The following is an 18,621-nucleotide window of genomic DNA, read 5'->3' on the forward strand; positions in this document are numbered from 1 at the left end:
AGAGCGTTTGTACTGATTTTTTTGTGAAGTTTATGTAAAATCTGTATGAAAATTATGTATTGTCATTCCGTAAGAAATGATTGATAAGTAGGTTTAATCAGCCCCGATAATATGCGTTTGCCGGGGCTTTATTGCAGTAACCCGGTATTCGACAATTACTCTTTCTTCGTAATTCAAATATCCGGTTAATTATCGGAGTATCCCTAAAAATGATTTTTTCCGTAATTATACAGATCCTGTTATTTCTTCTTGTTGCCTTTTTTGTGGTTTTTACCTGCTACGAGGTTTTTGAAGGCCGTAAAAATACGAACGGTTCGGCACGCGACGCTGCAGATCCCACGGACAATGACGATGCGGCAGCTGATTCAGCTGCGGATGATTCCGAATATGACACGAATGACGTGCCAAAGGTTTCAATACTTCTTCCTGTCTGCAATGAGACAGCTGTGGTTGGTCAGCTGATACAGGCTGTTTCCCAAATCGAGTATGTGGACGGGGCATATGAAATTCTCCTTCTTGATGATTCTGATCCGGAAAATGCGGAAATCATTAAGCGTACGGTTGATAATTTCAATACCTTCCGCGGAATGAGTGATGGTGCCGATATCGAAGACGGCTGTCTGAATTCAGGTTATGTCCGGTATCATTCAAGGGAAGACAGGGACGGTTTTAAGGCCGGAAACATAACTTACGGTCTGTCTAAAGCCAAAGGTGATTTAATTGTTATTTTCGATGCAGACTGCATTCCTCCGTCAGATTTCTTAATGAAAACCGTGCCGTGCTTTAATGACAAATCCCTTGGATTTCTGCAGACGGCAATTTCCTTCAGAAATAAGAATGCCAATTTCCTGACGAGATTTCTGGAAGGGGAAATCAGTCACAAGGACGGCATGACCGAAAATCTTAATAAGACAGGGGATCTGGTAAACATAACAGGATCTTCATGCGTATGGAGAAGAAAGTGCCTTGATGACGTGGGCGGATTCAGTGACAGAACTCTGACTGAAGACATCGACATATGCTACAGGGCTCAGCTTCAGGGCTGGAACTGCAGATATCTGGCTGACACCGTATCCGAAGAGGAACTTCCTGAAACCATGTCGGCAGTAAGACTGCAGAGACACAGATGGGCCTACGGTCTCGTTAAAAATGCCTTTTTACACGCAGGTGAGGTTATCGTGAATACGTCTTTCTCTGTATCAAGAAAGGTTAATGCCGTACTCATGATGTCCCAAAATTTTTTACTGGCATCCTTCTATGCGTTGCTGCTTCTTACCGTTCCGGCCGTTCTGGTGTCTGAACATCTCGGATGTTTCTTTGACATCGTATGTACCGTATTTCTGATTACGGCGATTGTATGGGGATGTAACAGTGTCGGCGGAATTGATATTTCCGGAATTTTCGGTTGCACAGCAAAAGATGAGGATGGAGATGTTTCTGAAAACGATAAAGGTAAAGAAAAGGCTGAAGATGGTTCCGTACCGGCATCATCAGGTCGCGGTTTCTGGGAATATGTGGCCTACGTTTTCATGTATCTGCCTTTGTCCTTATATTATTTCATGGCCATTTTTGAAGTGTCATTCGGTGTGAACGTGGCTTTTGTTCCGACTCCGAAGGGCGGGGCAAAACTTTGCAGAAACAGGGTTTCCTTAACAATTCTGATACTCGAAATTGTTTCATTCGTATATGCTCTCTTCGGTGTGATGCTGAGCATCGGATACGGTAACTGCTGGACTCTTCTCTATACCTCAATCTGTACCGCAGGTTTCGGTATATCCCTGTTTTTGAGTATTACCGAAAATTACAGCAATTATCTCAGTGGATTAAAGCATGTGGTCATTACCGGAGCTACCGGTGAAATTGGCGGGGCTCTTGCCAGAAAGTTTGCCCGCAGGGGGATGCATCTTACGTTAAGCGGCAGGAATGAAGACAAGCTTCGTGAGGTAAAGGCTGAGTGTGAACGCCTCGGTGCGGAAGTTGACATAAAGGTGCTTGATTTAAGAAACACCGATGAACTGAGGGAATGGGGCCACAGCCTTGGTGATACGCTTCCGGTTGATCTTCTCATTGCCAATGCCGGTCTTAATACCAACATCGGTGAGGATCTTGAAGGCGAACCTTTTGAAGAGGCAAAAGCCCTGGTGGAGGTTAATCTGCTGTCCGACATAGCCCTTATTGACTCCGTTCTTCCCGCCATGCGTAAAAGACGTAAGGGACAGATAGCGATTCTTTCTTCACTGGCTTCATATTACGGTCTTGTATATACCCCTACGTACTGTGCCACCAAAGCAGCTCTCCGTAACTACGGAAACTCCCTTCGTGCCTGGTTAAAGCCTGAGGGTATCAAAATAAACGTGATTCTCCCGGGATATATTGATTCACCGATGTGCAGGGCAATGCCGGGACCTAAGCCGTTCCTGATGCATTCAGATAAGGCGGCGGGTATTATTGCGAGAGGTCTTTATCTTAATCTTGCCCGCATATCGTTCCCGTTCCCGTTAAATCTAGGAATCTGGTCCCTGTCGTTCCTCCCTCACTGCCTTGCGGCTCCGATAGCGGCTCTGTTCGGTTACGGGAGAATGAAGTAAATGATTCTGCCGTACATAATGGGAGCAGGTCTTCTCTGTGCATTGGCGACATTTGCGGCTGAACTTTCAGTGAAGCCGAAAATCCGTCATGTAAAGTTTGATTTTAAGATCGGGCTCATCCATTTAAGTCTTTTCGGCTTTATATACGGATTCATGCTTCTTATTACCGGAAAGATTATTTTTTCCGCGATGGTTACCTTCCTGCTTTACTGTATACTGATTGTCATCAATAACGCCAAGTACCTTAATCTTAAGGAACCTCTGGTTTTTTCCGATTATGATTATTTTACCGATGCATTCAGGTTCCCGCGTCTGTACTTTCCTTTTCTGGGAGTATCAGGAATTTTGGGAATAATGACGGCCGTGGCCGTCATTATCTGTGGCTTCTGCATTGATCCGTCGAAGGTTGACAGATTTACCGATGCCGTTACGTTTCTTACCGTCATGGGAATTGAAATGGGCAGCCTTCTGGTGCTTTGGTGTACCCGTGACATAAAGAATCTTAATACCTTCAATATCGGTGAAGATTTGAATAACATGGGATTTGCGGTTTTTCTCTGGAGTTATTTTCTTGCCTATCTGGAAAAACCGGAGGTTAAGTCTCCTTTTGAGTCTCTTATCGTCGGGCATGAACACACTGATGCCAATGTATTGTCCGAAAAAGCGGAAGATAAAACCGCTGACGTAAGTGAATTAAGCCCGGAAGGGAATAAAGATCTGCCGAACCTTATTGCCATTCAGAGTGAGTCATTCTTTGATCCCCGTGAATGGAATCAGAACATAAAGGAAGAAGTCCTAAAAGATTATGACGCAATCCGTTCAGAAAGCCTGATGTGCGGTAAAATGAAGGTCCCGGCATGGGGAGCCAATACCATCAGAACGGAATTTTCATTTCTTACCGGGATTGCTCCAGAGGTCATGAAAGGGCACAGATTCAGTCCTTATCAGATATCTTCAACCTCATGGAAAATTGTGTCCTTTGTAAATTACCTTAAGAGCAGAGGGTATCATACCGTGTGCATACACCCTTATCATTCAGGGTTTTATCACCGGGATGTAATTTTTAAAAAGTGGCAGTTTGATGAATTTCTTGATATAAGAAGTTTTTCCCAAGCTGACAGATTCGGGCCTTATATTTGTGATTCGGCAATTGCGGACAGAATGATAGATCTCTGCGATGAATGGAACGGCAGAAAACCGCTATTCATTTTCATGATAACCATGGAAAACCATGGTCCGCTAAATCTGGAAATCATTAGCAATGAAGAGGTACAGGGGTATTTTAAGGAAAGGGGATCCGATGATTTCAGAGAGCTTGCCATATATCTAAGACATCTTTCCAACGAGAATGACATGCTGAAAAAGCTTACCGGAAACTTTAGGGAAAAGAATTATCCCGTTTCCATGGCGTTTTATGGGGATCATGTGCCGATCCTGCCGAAACCTTATGCCTGCCTCGGGGAGCCTGAAGGAACCGTACCTTATTTTATTTGGAACGGGAACTTAAAATCTGGCGAGGGAAGAACACTTCTTAACGGAGATATTCAGGAACTTCCGATACTGTGGCTAAAGTCTATTTTTAATTTCAGTTATTGAGATTCCATTGTGTTTGAGTCAATTATTCATATATTTAAATCTTTATATGGTTGGGTTTGGGATTTCGATGCCAAAGAGCTTTCCATTCGTCAGAATTCTGTATTCGGGGATGAGCTTGCCGATAATCTGTTTTGGCTCGCCCAAAAATCTTTCTACGTGGCAGAATACGATTCACTAAGGATTGCCGAGGAATCATTTTTTATGTCACCGAGTATGGAAAAACTCAAATGGCTCGGATTCAGATTCGGTGACATTAAAATGTTCATTACGGCCAAAAGTATTTTGAGTCAGATTCCAAATTCGTGTTTTAAGACAAAGTATGACAGGGAAAAACTGGAATACGTTAACGAAAATTATGACATTATTATGTCTCAAAAGTCAGTCAGCTTGAATTCACTGATTCCGGCCGTTGAAGAACAAAAGTTATATGCAAGAGAACTGAGTGATGTTACCCTGGCTCAGGGGCTGTTTTCATTAGCTAAAAAGGTATATGAAATTAATCCTAACGAGGCCTTAAGACTTGCCAAAAAGGCTTTTGCCTGCAGAAAATGTGAGGAAATAGGTACTTGGCTTGGATTAAGAATGTATGAATGTTCAGTTGACATGCTGAAGTCAGCAATGGATTATTTACATAACTCAAGTGAGTTATTCTGTTTAGGTACGGATGATTTGAGATCATTGGCTGCAATGAAAAAGCTTGAGTCTGATGTTTCCAAAATGATGGAAGAACAGGTTGGCAGGCTGAGGCAATGTAAGGGAGCAGAAAATCATGAACTTAATGCACATAAAAACAATGGCTTTATTCCGTTAAGGATTGCATTGGTGGGCAACGAAGACTTCATGTTTACAATCAGGGATATTTTTGCGGACGTCATAATAATATCGCCTGAAGATTCCTCCACCGTCTGTGACAGTTCTTCTTTTGACTGTCTGTTTGTTACTATCCATGACGGAAAAGATTCAGGATGGAATCATCTTGGTCTGATGGGGGAAGCTCGCAGAAAGCTTCTGCGTCTCATCGATGATTGTAATACCAGAAACATACCGACGCTTTTCATTGCGGATTATCATGGGACTGGAGATTATGAGAGTTTTGTTGAATATGCACAAAAGTGCAGATACGTAGTTACTTCCCATAGAAAGGAAGAAATGTTGAAATACGTTAAGGATTGCAAAAACTCTGTTGTGTTAGGTATGAAGCCTGTTTTTAATCTGAGATTTTTCGATCATATTAGTTTCCTGCACAAAGCCCCTTACGATGTATTGTTTAAGGGAAAATGGAAAGGAAAGGATAAGAGATTCCATGACAGATTGTCTGCATTTTTTAACGGGATCAAAGGAGGCGGGCAGTCTTTTATACTTGACGTTGAAGAACAAAAGTTATATGCAAGTAATCTTTGTGATGCTGCTCTGGCAGAGGGGCTGTTTTCACTTGCAAAAAAAGCATATGAAATTAATCCTGACGAGGCCCTAAGACTTGCCGAAAAAGCGTTTGCCTACGGTAACGGTGAGGAAATAGGCACGTGGCTTGGATTAAGAAAGTGTGAACGTTCAGTCAACATGCTTAAGTCATCCATGGAGTTCTTACCCAAATCAGGTGAGTCGTTCTGTTCAGGCTCTGATGATTTGAGATCTTATGCTTTAATGAAAAAGCTAGAGTCAGATGTTCCCCAAATGACGGAAGAGCAGGTAAACTGGCTTCGGAAACGTTTGGGAGCGGAAAATCTGGAACCTAATGAACAGAAGAATAAATACTATGATATCATTCCGTTAAGGATTGGTCTGGTTGGCGATGATGATTTCATGTTTACCGTCAGGGATGTTTTTGCGGACGTTATCAGAATATCGCCTGAAGATTATGCCACCGTCTGTGACAGGCCCTCTTTTGACTGTCTGTTTGTGACTCTCCATGACGGAAAAGATTCAGGATGGAATCATCTCGATCTGAAGGGGGAATCACGCAGAAAGCTTTTGCATCTCATTGATGATTGTAATACCCGAAACATACAGACGTTTTTCATTGCGGCTTATCAGGTTGGTGATTATGAGAGTTTTGTGGAGTATGCAAAAAAGTGCAGATATGTTGTCACTTCACAAAGAAAGGAAGAAATCCGTAAATACGTTAAGGACTGCAGAAACTCCACCGTATTAAGTATGGATCCGTTTTTTAATCCGGCAATTTACAATCCAATTAACAGTCCTCAGTCAGCTCCTTATGACGTGTTCTACACCGGGGCTTGGAACGGAAAGGATAAGAGATTTTGTGAAGGATTGTCTGCAATTTTTAGCGGAGTCACCGGAGCAGGAAAATCACTTAAGATTTTTGATGTCAATTATCCTGAAAACAGATACGGAAGGACATTCCCGGAAGAGTTTTTCGGATTCTGTTCTCCTAAGATTCCCAACCGTTTAAAGTATGCTGTACCTAAGCTTTTTAATTGGGCCGTTGCATTGGATTCCTCCTCATCCGATGAAGATGTTTTACGGAAAACCGTATCGCTATCCGCATGCGGTTCGGCCGTTATTGCCAATTACGGTTCCACGGTGAATAATTATTTCCCTAACGTCAGCATGGTCGGTGAGGCTTCCGAAGCGGGGCGCATTATGTCCTGCCTCAGCGAGGAATATCTGTATGAAAGCAGAATGGTTAACGTCAGAACCGCATATTCAAAGTATACGGTGTTTGATCAGTTCTGCAGCATGCTGAAAAAAGCAGGGTTTGATTTAAATGTTTCTGCTCCCGATGTTCTTGTGGTCTGTGAGGATATAACCGACGGCATAAAGGAATCATTCGAGCGGCAGACGTATGCCAAAAAGCAGCTTGTATCATATGGTGATTTGACGGAGAAGCTCCTTGAAAAGCATAAAGTAATTGCCTGGTTCTCCGATGAATTCTTTTATGAGGAATTTTATCTTGAAGACATGGTAAATGCCTTTAAATATACTTCCGCAAGCTTTATCACCAAAGATGCGTACATGAGTGCGAAAGGCCTGGTTCAGGGAATGGAACATTCTTACACAGGTTCATATAAATCTCTTTACAATACCGTATTCTGGATTGATGATTTTGAGACGGGGGACATATTAAAGGGGATATATGATTCAGATAACGGATATGCTGCGGATCATTTTAATCTGCTGACTTCAGACATGATTCAGAAAGGTAACTGTCAGACCGGAATCGGGCATGACGGTTACGAATGTCTTAATGCCTCAAGAATTGAGGAGATAACCGGGCAGGAGACCTCCGGGTATAAGATATCCGTGATAATTCCAGTTTACAACAATGGTTATTTACTCTACGGCAAAGCATTTGCCTCTCTTTTAAGAAGCTCATTATTCAGCGATACTGAGGTTATTCTCGTTGATGACGGCAGTACCGATTTTAACACTCTGGCAGTTGAGTATTATCTTTTAAGACATTACGGTAACGTTAGGTTATACAGATTCCCGGCAGGTGGAAGCGGAAGTGCTTCCCGCCCGCGTAATAAGGGTGTGGAGCTTGCCACCGGTAAATACGTGGCGTTTCTTGATCCTGATGATGAGGCCGTTAATGACGGTTATGCCGAGCTTTATGCCGATATTGAATCCGGAAATTACGATATTTCGGCTGGTAATCATCTAGTCTGCACCGACTGTATCAGAAGGGCGGACAATTGTGGAAAGATATCCAAGGTTCAGGACGTTTTTTTCTTCGAACACGGAATGAAGGACATCCTTCCGGAACTGAAATTTTTGTCCGTGAGATTGCACGTACAGCTTATAAAAAGAAAGGTTCTGCAGAATTTTACCCATAACCAGATTGAGGGTGCTGTAGGGGAGGATACCCTGTATTCTTGGCAGCTGCTCTGCAGTGATTTGAGAATTCATTTTATCAGTAGGGACATTCAGGTATACTATGCTGACGTGGAGTCTTCGGTTACAAATGTTTTGTCATCGGGATATTTCAGAAAACTTCTGCGTATTCAGGAGACTAAATTCCTTTGGCTTAAGGATTCCGGCCTTCTTGAGGCTTTTATGGATAAAAAGTACAACAGGTATTCCACTGAGTATGTTTTAAAGAAACTCAGTAACGTAAAACCTGAAGACGGGGAAGAATCCGTAAAGGCAGTATTTAATATACTTTCCGTATACGGGGAGCATTATAACGGACAGTGGGATTTGCTTCGTGCTTATTTGTTCCTTTGTAAGAATAACAGTTTCGCGGAAGCATTAAATACTGTAAAACTGTTCTTCGGGAAAGGTTAAAATTAACGTGACGTTTTCTATGATATGGATTTCCCCAAAATACCGTTAGGAAGTGAATGTTACCCCGGTTTGATAAGAATAAGAGAGAGTTATCCGTTAAGGTGACGGTCTGGACTGATTATGTTTAATATTCAACCGCTTATTGAAAATGTTATTAAAAGAACAAATACACTGCTTGGTACCAAATATGTCACTGAAGAATTAGTTAATTCTATAGTGATGAAGATTCTTAATAAGGAAAAGTATGAATGTCTGTCTGCGGATATTGCGGATGGACTGAAAAACGTTTTTCAAAAGGAAGAGAAACAGAAGTATGCGTTCGTTGCCTTCTGTTTTGGTCGATACGTTTCCGACAATCTTTTCGACTCGCTGAATGACCTTGTAAAGGTAGGTTACAGGACTCTCATATACACCAATCCCTCTGACTGTACGAAAAAGGTTCGATCCAAGATTAAGTGGTTAAAAAGAAAACGTAATGCAGTGATTGTTGATGTATCAGACAACCATTCATATGTGGATCTGATTCTGAGGGCAACTGAATGCCTCAGGTCAGAGAAATTGGTGTTTTATACCTTTATGGATAAAATTAATGTTAGGTCCTTCATAAACAGACTTGACGCTGTAATATCCGAGAACGATGGCAAGGATGTTTACGTTTCTTCGGAATATTGGAATGCAGGCAGAGAATCGTCCGGGAACGGAAGTATTTATCAGAATTGGTCATTATCGGGAATTTCCGGAGTCGTGTTCAGAAGTGAATTTCTGACTGAATCTTTAAGAAATGCTGACACCAATAAGAATCAGTGGCTACTGAACCGTATTGTTAAAGATGTTGCAAAGGAAAGTGTCTGTATTTATGAAGAACAGTATCTCTTTAATAAAATAGCATCAAGTGAAATTACGTTAACGGATATTGCCGGAGCTGCTAAAGAGACCATTCTGGAACTTGAGTCCGTGAATTTCGGCAGCGATGGGGCTGACGTTATTTTAGGAAGATTTAATCAGGTTGTAAGAGATCTTTTCCGCTGTAACATTGATGTTCTGAAAAAAGCACTAATATTTACCTCTGTGTGCTATGTTCTTTATCTGTGTGAGATACATAAGCTTGATGTGGAAAAGTGGAAGCAGGTATTTTGCAGGTCTGTGGATTTCTGCCATACATTTACTTATAAGGAAGTATACGGCATGATATGCCGAATACTTCCGGTTCTCGTGGAAGAGAATCAGACTGATATATTTATAGTTGAAAATCCGGAAATGACCGATATCGGAAAATCAAGATTTTTTGAACTGATTTCGGAAAAGTATTCGGTTGATTATCAGCTTAAAAGATCATACGTTGATTACTACAGATTAAACAACCTTATCCTGAAAATGCATTCCAGGGCTGCCAGACTGACACTCAGTTCCGTAAGCTTACGCAGGGACATGTATTATTATCCTGAGCGTCACATTACGCTGTGGCATGGGTTAGGGTGGCTTAAAAAAACTGTTTTTACTCCTCAGAATTACAGTGTGGGTACCATCATATGTTCATCCAAAGTCTGCGAGGAAGGTTATAAGGCGCATTTCCATACAGACAGTGCAATTGGTCTGGGATGTGTTCAGACTGACAGACTGTATGACGAAGATTTTATAAATTCATCAAGGGAAATGGTTCGTCAGAAATACGGTATTCCTGATGACTGTAAAGTCATTTTCTTTGCTCCGACTTTCAGAATGGGCGGGAAAAGACATTATTACAATTTCGGAATCGATATAGATGAACTGGCTGAGAAAATGAAAGAACACAATCTGTACGTAATCACCAAGAGACATCATATTTTTCAGGAGGATTTCCGAGATTTCGGAACGGATGAATCCGGAGTTCACGATTCAGAAAACGGTCATTTTATCGTGGATTCGTCATTTAATTTTATTGAGCTGATGTGTTCCTGTGACTGTTTTGTTACAGATTATTCATCAAGCATGTATTATGCATTTATTTTAAAATTGCCTATATTTTTATATGCTACCGATATTGAAGAATATAAGAAGGGACCAAACGGATTTGAAATAGATTATCCTAATGATATTCCTTTGCCTCTGGTTGATAAACCCGATGCCGATGAATTTATTAACGGTTACTACAGAAGTCTTTCCGTTCCTCAGACTCAGGCGTATCTAGAGTACAGAAAGTATAATGTTCAGGAGTGTGACGGCAAGGTTGCTGAAAGGGTGATGGATTTCATTTCGTCAATGCTTTGATTCGATAAAATTTAACACTGCTAATGCCATCGATGCTATTACCGAAAATTTAATTGCAAAGAATCATATTTTGGAAAGTGCTATGCATACTAATTGAATGTAAAAAAATAAATCGTGATTCTAAAAAAGCATGGCACTACTTACGATGAATTTATAGAAAATGTTTGTAAACCTGTTATTGGAATAATCTCTGTATGACATATGGCGAAGTCTGATAAATTTTAGATGCCAAATTTTGGGTCTGTTTACGCCCATAATACCCGGTCTCTGAGAATACTCCCGCCTACAAAGAAAAACGATTTTTATTCTTTTTTAAGAGCGTCTCTACTGTAATACAATCCAAGGATCTCAATAATGTATTTTCTTCATCTTGTTTAAAAATACCAAATCCCTTATCATTATTAAATCTAGCGAATTCTAATGAATCAAAGTCGGTAAAATTGTTACTATTTTTACTACGCCATAGCACATTTGTCCTTATTTGTCTCGCTGGGTTTCCTGCCCAAATGGTGTTTGATTTAATTTTTTTCCCTGAGACAACAGAATTCGCACCTATAATGGCGCCAGAACCAACGATAGTTCCTTTTAGAATAAATGTATTTGGGCCAACCCAAACATGGTCACCAATTACGATTGACTTTGATTTGTTTAATCGTAGGGAGGTATCTATGTCGTAGATTAAATGACTGTCGGAATTACGTAAAGTTACGTTGTAGGAAAATAGGCAGTCGTCCCCAATAATTATGTTTTGGTGTTCATAAACAAAAAAAATAGCTTTAGAATTATTAAAATCGTTGAAATAACAATTTTTGCCTATATAAAGCAGACTATTACTACAAATATGAATAATGAGTTTATAATTTCTTTTAGATTCATTAATATAAATATTTGAATTATTTCCCTTAAATATTATTTTACTTCCATTAAGTGTGACATTTTTTCCTAGTATCAACGTGTTATTGCAACAGTCCTTTTCAAACCTAATTTCGGTTTTGGATAGATCTCTGTCGCACTGTAAAAAAATAATTCTATTTCCTCTTTCGTAGTCGTGAGCATAGTGGGGACATTGAAGTAAGGGTATTGAGTTTATGCTACATTTTGTAATAGTAGATTTGTCAAGGGATGCTGGGGACATAAGCTTCTTCACTTAATGATATTATTCAATATATTATACGTTTGAACATTTCTATTGTTATCGAGGAATAATACTTCTTCCAATCATTATGTGAAGAAGTATTATTTGCCAATAAAAAGTATATTATTTAAATAAAGTAGGATATTTTGCTTTTAAACCAGGATATAACTCCTTTAGAAATATATTGTTATCACATTTATTAAATACTTTAAAGTAACGTTTCCTATTCTTCTTATATTTATCAATATCAAATACCTTAGAATATTTATCCAGGCTATCGTATAGATCCAAGGCAAATAATGTTCTAAGACATTTTTTGCATACTCCACAGTTGTTAGGTGTAGATGTATCTAAGCAAACATCCAATGTGTCATAACTTGGCTGAAAATCTGTAATAACTTTTGTTTTTATATGACGAGGATACCCAGCTCCGCTTTCAATTATATGAAAATTACTAGTATTGCAAGTCGCAACTAACAGTAATTCATATTTTGCTGTATCAAGAGTACTGCAACCATCAATAGTATATTGATTGTGACTTGTTGCTGTTGCATATATGTATGTTTTGAAGAGATTTTTTAATGTATAAACAGCGAAGATTATTTTAAAGAAATGAACATATACATGTATAAATCGGTTATACAAAGAAGTGATGTTAGAGTTAGTTTTCACAACAGGGAGATTTAATTTGCTAGCTGTTCTATATACTTTGTCATGAATGTAATCTATGTCTGTATCTTCGTCAAAGTAATTTCCAACATAAATATGTGTAGGTTTTAGCGAAGGATAATCATCATTGGAATATTTTGCGAGTGAATAAAAAGAATCTATACCACATGATAGTCCGCATCCCACTGCGTCCCCTTTCTTCTTTACTGTTGTTGTTTTGGCCTTAATTTTGATATGGTATAATCTAGGATCTGCTGCGTATAGATTAGGTAACAGATATTCATTTACATTATGAAGGAATTCATCAGAGACAGGGTATTCCATTACAATATCATGATTTGTTCTTATAGCATAAGGAATCAAAGCAAGAAGAAACGCATCAGAGGTTTCTAGATCTAAATACTGTTTGTAGTTATTATCAACAGAAACCCATAATTTTTTTATTTTTCCATTTATCGAGATATCACTATTTAAATAGCATGTATTATTGTCGGAAGAAATGTAAGGCTTGGACGCAACAATATCTTTCTTGAAATTACTTTGTAGAACATCAAAAGCCTTAAATGGTTTTTTATTGTACACAAAACAAGAATTAATTAGATCTGTAGATACATTGGCTTTAACTGAATAAAAATAATCGGTTATAAGTTTAGTGTTGTACGCACGAGTCTTATCTTTTTCAAAAATTATTTTAAATTTATTCTTTGAAAAGGAGAAAACCTTTGATAGAAATTCTTTAGTAATTTTCTCTCTTACACCAATGACCTCAGTATGTCTAAATACTTCATTTAAGAAATTTTTAATAGATTCTAACAACTGAGTACTTAAATGAGAAAAATCCTTCTCATTTTCAAATTTACAACCAATACCAGCCAAATAGAGAGGTGAATCATGCGAAATTTTTGATAAAATTTTTGTGGATTCATTTATTAGATCAATATTCCCCTCAGAAAATAAATCATTAGAAAACATTAAATAAATAAAATCTGCATCGCAGGTGGGGAATGCATTTTCTTCATTATCATCATTGATAGTGTAAAAATCCTGAATTTGATAGTCTTTAGAATAATTTACATAAAATCTTCTATTCGTAATAATTCTCATAATAACCTTAAAGTAAAGTAATCAGTTCTTAATAAAACCCTTACTGCCAAACACTAGAATAACTTACCATCACGATCAGTTAGGTCGATCTTTTGACATGTTATGAAAAAAGTTTATTTCTTTGCTATCTAGTGTCATAGATAAGTATGCACTGTGTTTTCGGCATAAGATTTAGGTCTGAAAATGTTATTTCAGACCATTCATAATGTTTGCGTTATTTATTATTCAATAATTCTCGCAATTGTGTTTGCATTGCTTTAGCTTCTACATGAGTTCTGTCTAAGATAGAACGCATAAAAGAAGTACGCCATCTATATTCCTGTAGTCTTGTATAGGAAATTTTGCTGAAAAACGTTAGACTTTTATCTTTGTTCTTCTCACAATAGCTGACAAAGTCTTCAATTTTTTTAATAAGATTATTTCTGGTTTCTAAATAATCATTCTTATTAGGAGTTCCGTTTATAAAGTCGAAACCATCATATCCTTTAGCCAGAAATTCATTATTATTACAAAAATGTAACCACTTCTTATATGGCTCAAATCTGTTAGGATCGTTCATTGTTTTGGATTGAATGCACATTACAGGTACTCCCATTGCCAGACAAGGAAGTGAAACGTGCAGTCTTCTTGTAACTACGTACTTTGCATTTTGGTAAAGAGTCAGGTACTTTTCAACTCTCTTTTTTCTTTCTTCCCATGAAGCTCCCTTGATGTTTTCTGTTGTATGAGTAACGTTGATAATTTTATATTTATTACCAATCATCGCTCTGATCTTACTTTCAACATCCTTATTCAGGTCAACAAAAACAACGTAAGTTCCCTTATCCTTTGTTTCAGGCTGTTTTGGAAGAGTTAAGGTAACGCATCCAGAAAAATAGCAAGGAATGTCCTTTTCTTTGAATACTTCAGTTGTATACAGATCTCTACATCCTACCGGACCGAAATCCTTAAACCACTGTCCCCCTATACCATCATATAACTCTCTGTAAATAGGGATGGCATAAGCATTCTTAAGTGGGTCAGTATCTCTGTCATAGTGATGATATCCTACCAAAAGAGGAATCAGCTGACGTGAAGGTGGCATATGGAATTTTCTCCACATAAACCAGGCTGCCATAATAAGAGCTACAGGTTCACGTCCATCCCCTAATTTAAATACATCCAATTTTTCGCGATTTACAACAACATCAACTCTGGGAAGGAAACGAGCTGCGGCATATGACTGAATATCATCACCTATATTGCTGTTATTTTCGTTAACCAAAAGACCATATTTCATAAAAATACCTTCTATAAAAGTTCAACAAATATTGAATTTTTGAAAAATAAATTCACAGATTAATTCTCTAAAGATTGAAGATAGGAAACAGTTCTTCTTATTTGTTCTTCAAACTTCACTCGTGGAAAATTGTTAAGCTTGGAAATTTTTGAATTATCCAACAATCGATAAAATTCCCCTAAATACTTTGACACATCAGCATTTGTGTTGAATTCGATATCAATTTCATTATTTGATACCTGCTTATACAACTCTGCCATTTCGAGAATTGAACAGTAGGATTCGTTATTGGATAAGTTATATATTTCTCCGTCATCACCCAGCAGCAATGCAGAGATAATTCCTCTGACGGCATCAGCCGTATACAGGTAATCTCGTTTTGTTCCTCCTTTAGTAAGAAGAACAATATTTGATTTATTGATTACGGAACGGGCAAACTGAGCAAATACTCTTTGGTCATCAGGAACAATCCCCGGACCAAAGGTCTGTGTCAGTCTGACAACCTTGGAATGTACGCCATACTCTTTAAAGTATGAAACACAAAGATTTTCAGCAACTCGCTTACTCTGAGGATAACAATTTCTAATAACGTTATGATCAAGTATTCCTGAATCACTTTCTTTAGCAAGTTCATGATCTAAAGTGCCGTAAACTTCCATTGAAGACAGGAATACTACGGACTCAACGTTATTAATTTTTGAGTATTCTAAAAGACCAGCTGTACTGTCTATTGTTGTCAGAATTGTTTCTACAGGCCTATTTACAAAGTCACTGCTGGATGTGTTACTGGCGGTATGAATTATAAAATCATACTTTCCGGACAGATTAATCTCCTGTGAAATGTCTCCAACCTCAAAAGTCAGGTTAGAGTGATCTTTCAGAAGATTGCCAAAAACAACATTAGCTTTCTCTTTATTTCTTACGAAGGCTCCTACATTTAAGTCAACATTGTAAACATCAGCACAATAAAGCAGGGTTTTTACTGCTAGTGAACCCAGCAATCCGGTGGCACCGGTAACCAATACAGATTTTCCGCTAAACCTGTTCCACGGAATAACCCTGTCATTTACAATACTTTGTAAATCTTCAATTATTAGAGAATTTTCTTTTGCCCATGATTCTTTCATAACTACATTTCTCTTCTTAGATGGTTAAATCTGCAAACTTCTTTCCGTCCCATGTTGCAAAGTAATCAAGCAGTTTTTTGGATACGTTACCGTCACATGAGCCAACGTGAATTTCTTTAAATTTCTTATACGAAGGTGTATTAACAGAATCATCGGAATTAAGGATTGCATCCATCAGCAAAGATGCATCAGGTTCACCGACAAACGGTACAGGGATGTCCGATGGATAGTTAATCATGAATCCGTTAGGTCCTTCCTGATAACTCTTAACATCCGGTGCATAAAGCACGATAGGAAGATCTCGTATAAATGCGTAAAATAACCCGGAGGAGTAATCTGTTATAAATTTGTCGGAAGCACAGATCAGCTCAACAAATGTATGCTGTTCATCTACAATAAAATGACCATTCTGTGAATTCTTGACGCCTGAGGTGTCAATTCCCTTGTCTCTCATTATGTGAGAGAAAACATGATGCTTTTTGGTGATGATGTAAATATTATTGTCGGCCAATGCTTTGGATAAAAGTTCTATATCAACACCGAAATCATAGTATTTATTTGGGGTTCCGTTTCTGAATGTAGGAGCAAAGAATACAATCTGAGCATCATGTGGAATGGAGTAAAGCTCGCAGATGGATTTCCTGCATGAACTCAAGTATGCCTTATCGAACAGAATATCTGTCTGAACCTGCCCAAGAGGAAGTACCTTATCAACCGGCATATGGAATGACTTTGCATAAGGCTCAACGCATGATTTTGCAGAGTTAACCATATAGTTCATCGGATATTTAACTCTGTCTGCTTCAGCAACTTCCTTCAGCATTCCCAAACCATGCCAAAGAATTATTACCTGCTTTCCGCTGGTAATATACTTATGCATGTCATTGGAGCTTATTACATACTGAGCAGGCTGAATTTCCGTTCTCATTACCATGCAGTAAAAGAAATGGTAGTCATAGTACTGTGGTTTTGATTCGTAAATAACCGTATATTTCTTTTCAAGGGCAGGAAGAAGAGATTCCTTTAAATCCTGCATAAAGTCAGTTTCGAGAACTGCCACAACATCCTTTTTAACAGAGATAATTGATGTAACGGCCTTTTTATGGATGTTCTGTATAAACGCCTTTTTGGTAATCTGGTCAAAATCAAATATGACGCAGAATCTGTATATAATCTTTCTCCATTCTTCTGTTGAATAGTATTTTTTTATAGAGGAACACAGAATTGCACATCCGGAAGCTACAAGCGCAATCTTATTGTCGCTGCATTTTTTGTAAGCCACGGAATTCTGAAGATATTCGATCACATAATCAACGAAAAGATTGATGCTGTCAGTATCCTTGCACAGGTTTTTAAGTACATCTATGGAGTCTCTCATAAAGAAAGAAAGATCCGGAACGGAATAGTCATCGGTATTGACGGAAAGCCAATATTTTTCTTTGTCTTCAACGCATTTTACGTTTGCGTTCTTGGACTGATTCAGAAGATAGAATCCCAGCCAGTAATCAGCATTATTCTGAATAGCGTTTAAAGATTTTTCTAAAAAGTTCTTATTGAAAAACAGGCCGGAAAGCCCTGATACTGAGGCATTTTTAGTTGAAGCAAGATTAAACCCGCCGTTAAACGAAAAGATGTCTGCGTCTGCATTGGCATTGAGCTGGTTTTCGATAACCTGCTGGAAAGAACGAACATTAATTTTGTCTCTGGGGGTAAAAATACCTACAAATTTGGAACTGATTCTTGGCAAAACATGCTGAAGTCTGTCTTTGGCAGTCATTCCTCTGGAAAAGTAGAACGAAGCGACGTTTTCGTATGCTTCCAATTCTTTGATTTTGGAATAAACTTCTTTATTCTTTTTTATGGTTCTGTCTAAAGCAAATACAACAGGAATGCCATTAGGAACGTATTTTTTTAAACCTTCAAGAATATTGGTTGAAAAATAACACTTTGTTGCAAAGATAACGAGGGTAAAAATCTTGTCCGTATTTAACAGATTTTCTCGTGTGCAATCAACTGTCAAATCTCCAATTCTTTCATTCCTCATTATTGTCGAAAAGTCAGAGATACACTTGTTCAGTTCATCCTGCTCTTTTTTCTGTGCCGGAGTAAGAGTTTTTGCTACGGTCGGTTTTTTGGCTGGCTTGTTTGCGGGCGTAACCTGAGTTGTTTTTACAGTGCTTTTAACAACTTGAACTGTTGTTTTTTCAGCAGTGTTATCTGATGATTTTGGAGCGGATGTCTGTGTATTTTTTTTAAAGAACGAGAACATTTAAGAATCCCTGTATTGAATTTTATTATTAGCTTTATGTTTTTATTCTGGTTTTATGCTTTTATGCCTTTATGCCTGTTTTTTTGTTATTCTCATAACACTGGAACAGGTAAAGATCCGTAGGGGTTGTGATCTTGATGTTGAAGTGGGAACACGGAACGAAGAACAGCTCGTGTCCGTAGTGTTCAAGCATTGATGCGGAGTCAACGGCCGTCGTGTAATTGTCCTCAATGGCCTTCTTGTGGCATTCCATTATTTCCGAATAATGGAATGACTGCGGAGCTCTGCCAATGTAACAATTGTTTCTGTTTAGAATCTTGCTGATGTGGTGATCTGATGATTCACTGCCTGAATCAATC

Annotated in this window: 10 protein-coding genes; 4 read left to right on the forward strand and 6 right to left on the reverse strand. The window is 38.5% G+C overall.

Annotated features, from left to right (window positions below):
• Positions 1–209: 209 nt before the first annotated feature.
• From QZU58_RS06765 to QZU58_RS06780, 4 genes are all read left to right on the forward strand, one after another.
• A complete protein-coding gene (locus QZU58_RS06765) occupies positions 210–2,588 on the forward strand; it encodes an SDR family NAD(P)-dependent oxidoreductase (protein ID WP_294495796.1) in 2,379 nt (792 codons plus the stop codon).
• On the forward strand, positions 2,589–4,184 hold the full coding sequence (locus QZU58_RS06770) for an LTA synthase family protein (protein WP_294495797.1): 1,596 nt from the start codon (positions 2,589–2,591) through the stop codon (positions 4,182–4,184).
• Between the two features lie 9 nt (positions 4,185–4,193).
• Positions 4,194–8,432, forward strand: a complete 4,239-nt coding sequence (locus QZU58_RS06775) for a glycosyltransferase family 2 protein (protein WP_294495798.1) — start codon at positions 4,194–4,196, stop codon at positions 8,430–8,432.
• Positions 8,433–8,552: 120 nt separating this feature from the next.
• Positions 8,553–10,679 (forward strand): CDP-glycerol glycerophosphotransferase family protein, encoded by a 2,127-nt coding sequence (locus QZU58_RS06780; RefSeq protein ID WP_294495799.1) that lies wholly within the window; start codon positions 8,553–8,555, stop codon positions 10,677–10,679.
• 283 nt (positions 10,680–10,962) lie between these two features.
• Here QZU58_RS06780 and QZU58_RS06785 read toward each other — a convergent pair whose 3' ends face one another.
• The 6 genes from QZU58_RS06785 to QZU58_RS06810 form a co-directional block, all read right to left on the reverse strand.
• Positions 10,963–11,631, reverse strand: coding sequence for an acyltransferase (locus tag QZU58_RS06785; RefSeq protein ID WP_294495800.1), 669 nt, complete (start codon positions 11,629–11,631; stop codon positions 10,963–10,965).
• Between the two features lie 306 nt (positions 11,632–11,937).
• Positions 11,938–13,587 (reverse strand): hypothetical protein, encoded by a 1,650-nt coding sequence (locus QZU58_RS06790; RefSeq protein WP_294495801.1) that lies wholly within the window; start codon positions 13,585–13,587, stop codon positions 11,938–11,940.
• Between the two features lie 214 nt (positions 13,588–13,801).
• On the reverse strand, positions 13,802–14,866 hold the full coding sequence (locus QZU58_RS06795; RefSeq protein WP_294495802.1) for a polysaccharide pyruvyl transferase family protein: 1,065 nt from the start codon (positions 14,864–14,866) through the stop codon (positions 13,802–13,804).
• Positions 14,867–14,925: 59 nt separating this feature from the next.
• Complete coding sequence (locus tag QZU58_RS06800) at positions 14,926–15,993, reverse strand: NAD-dependent epimerase/dehydratase family protein (protein ID WP_294495803.1); 1,068 nt, start codon at positions 15,991–15,993, stop codon at positions 14,926–14,928.
• Positions 15,994–16,009: 16 nt separating this feature from the next.
• Positions 16,010–18,262 (reverse strand): CDP-glycerol glycerophosphotransferase family protein, encoded by a 2,253-nt coding sequence (locus QZU58_RS06805; RefSeq protein ID WP_294495804.1) that lies wholly within the window; start codon positions 18,260–18,262, stop codon positions 16,010–16,012.
• 61 nt (positions 18,263–18,323) lie between these two features.
• Positions 18,324–18,621: 2-C-methyl-D-erythritol 4-phosphate cytidylyltransferase (locus tag QZU58_RS06810; protein WP_294495805.1), on the reverse strand; the 298-nt coding region annotated here is incomplete at its 5' end.

This window comes from uncultured Ruminobacter sp., from assembly GCA_902764345.1.
Taxonomy (GTDB): Bacteria; Pseudomonadota; Gammaproteobacteria; order Enterobacterales; family Succinivibrionaceae; genus Ruminobacter.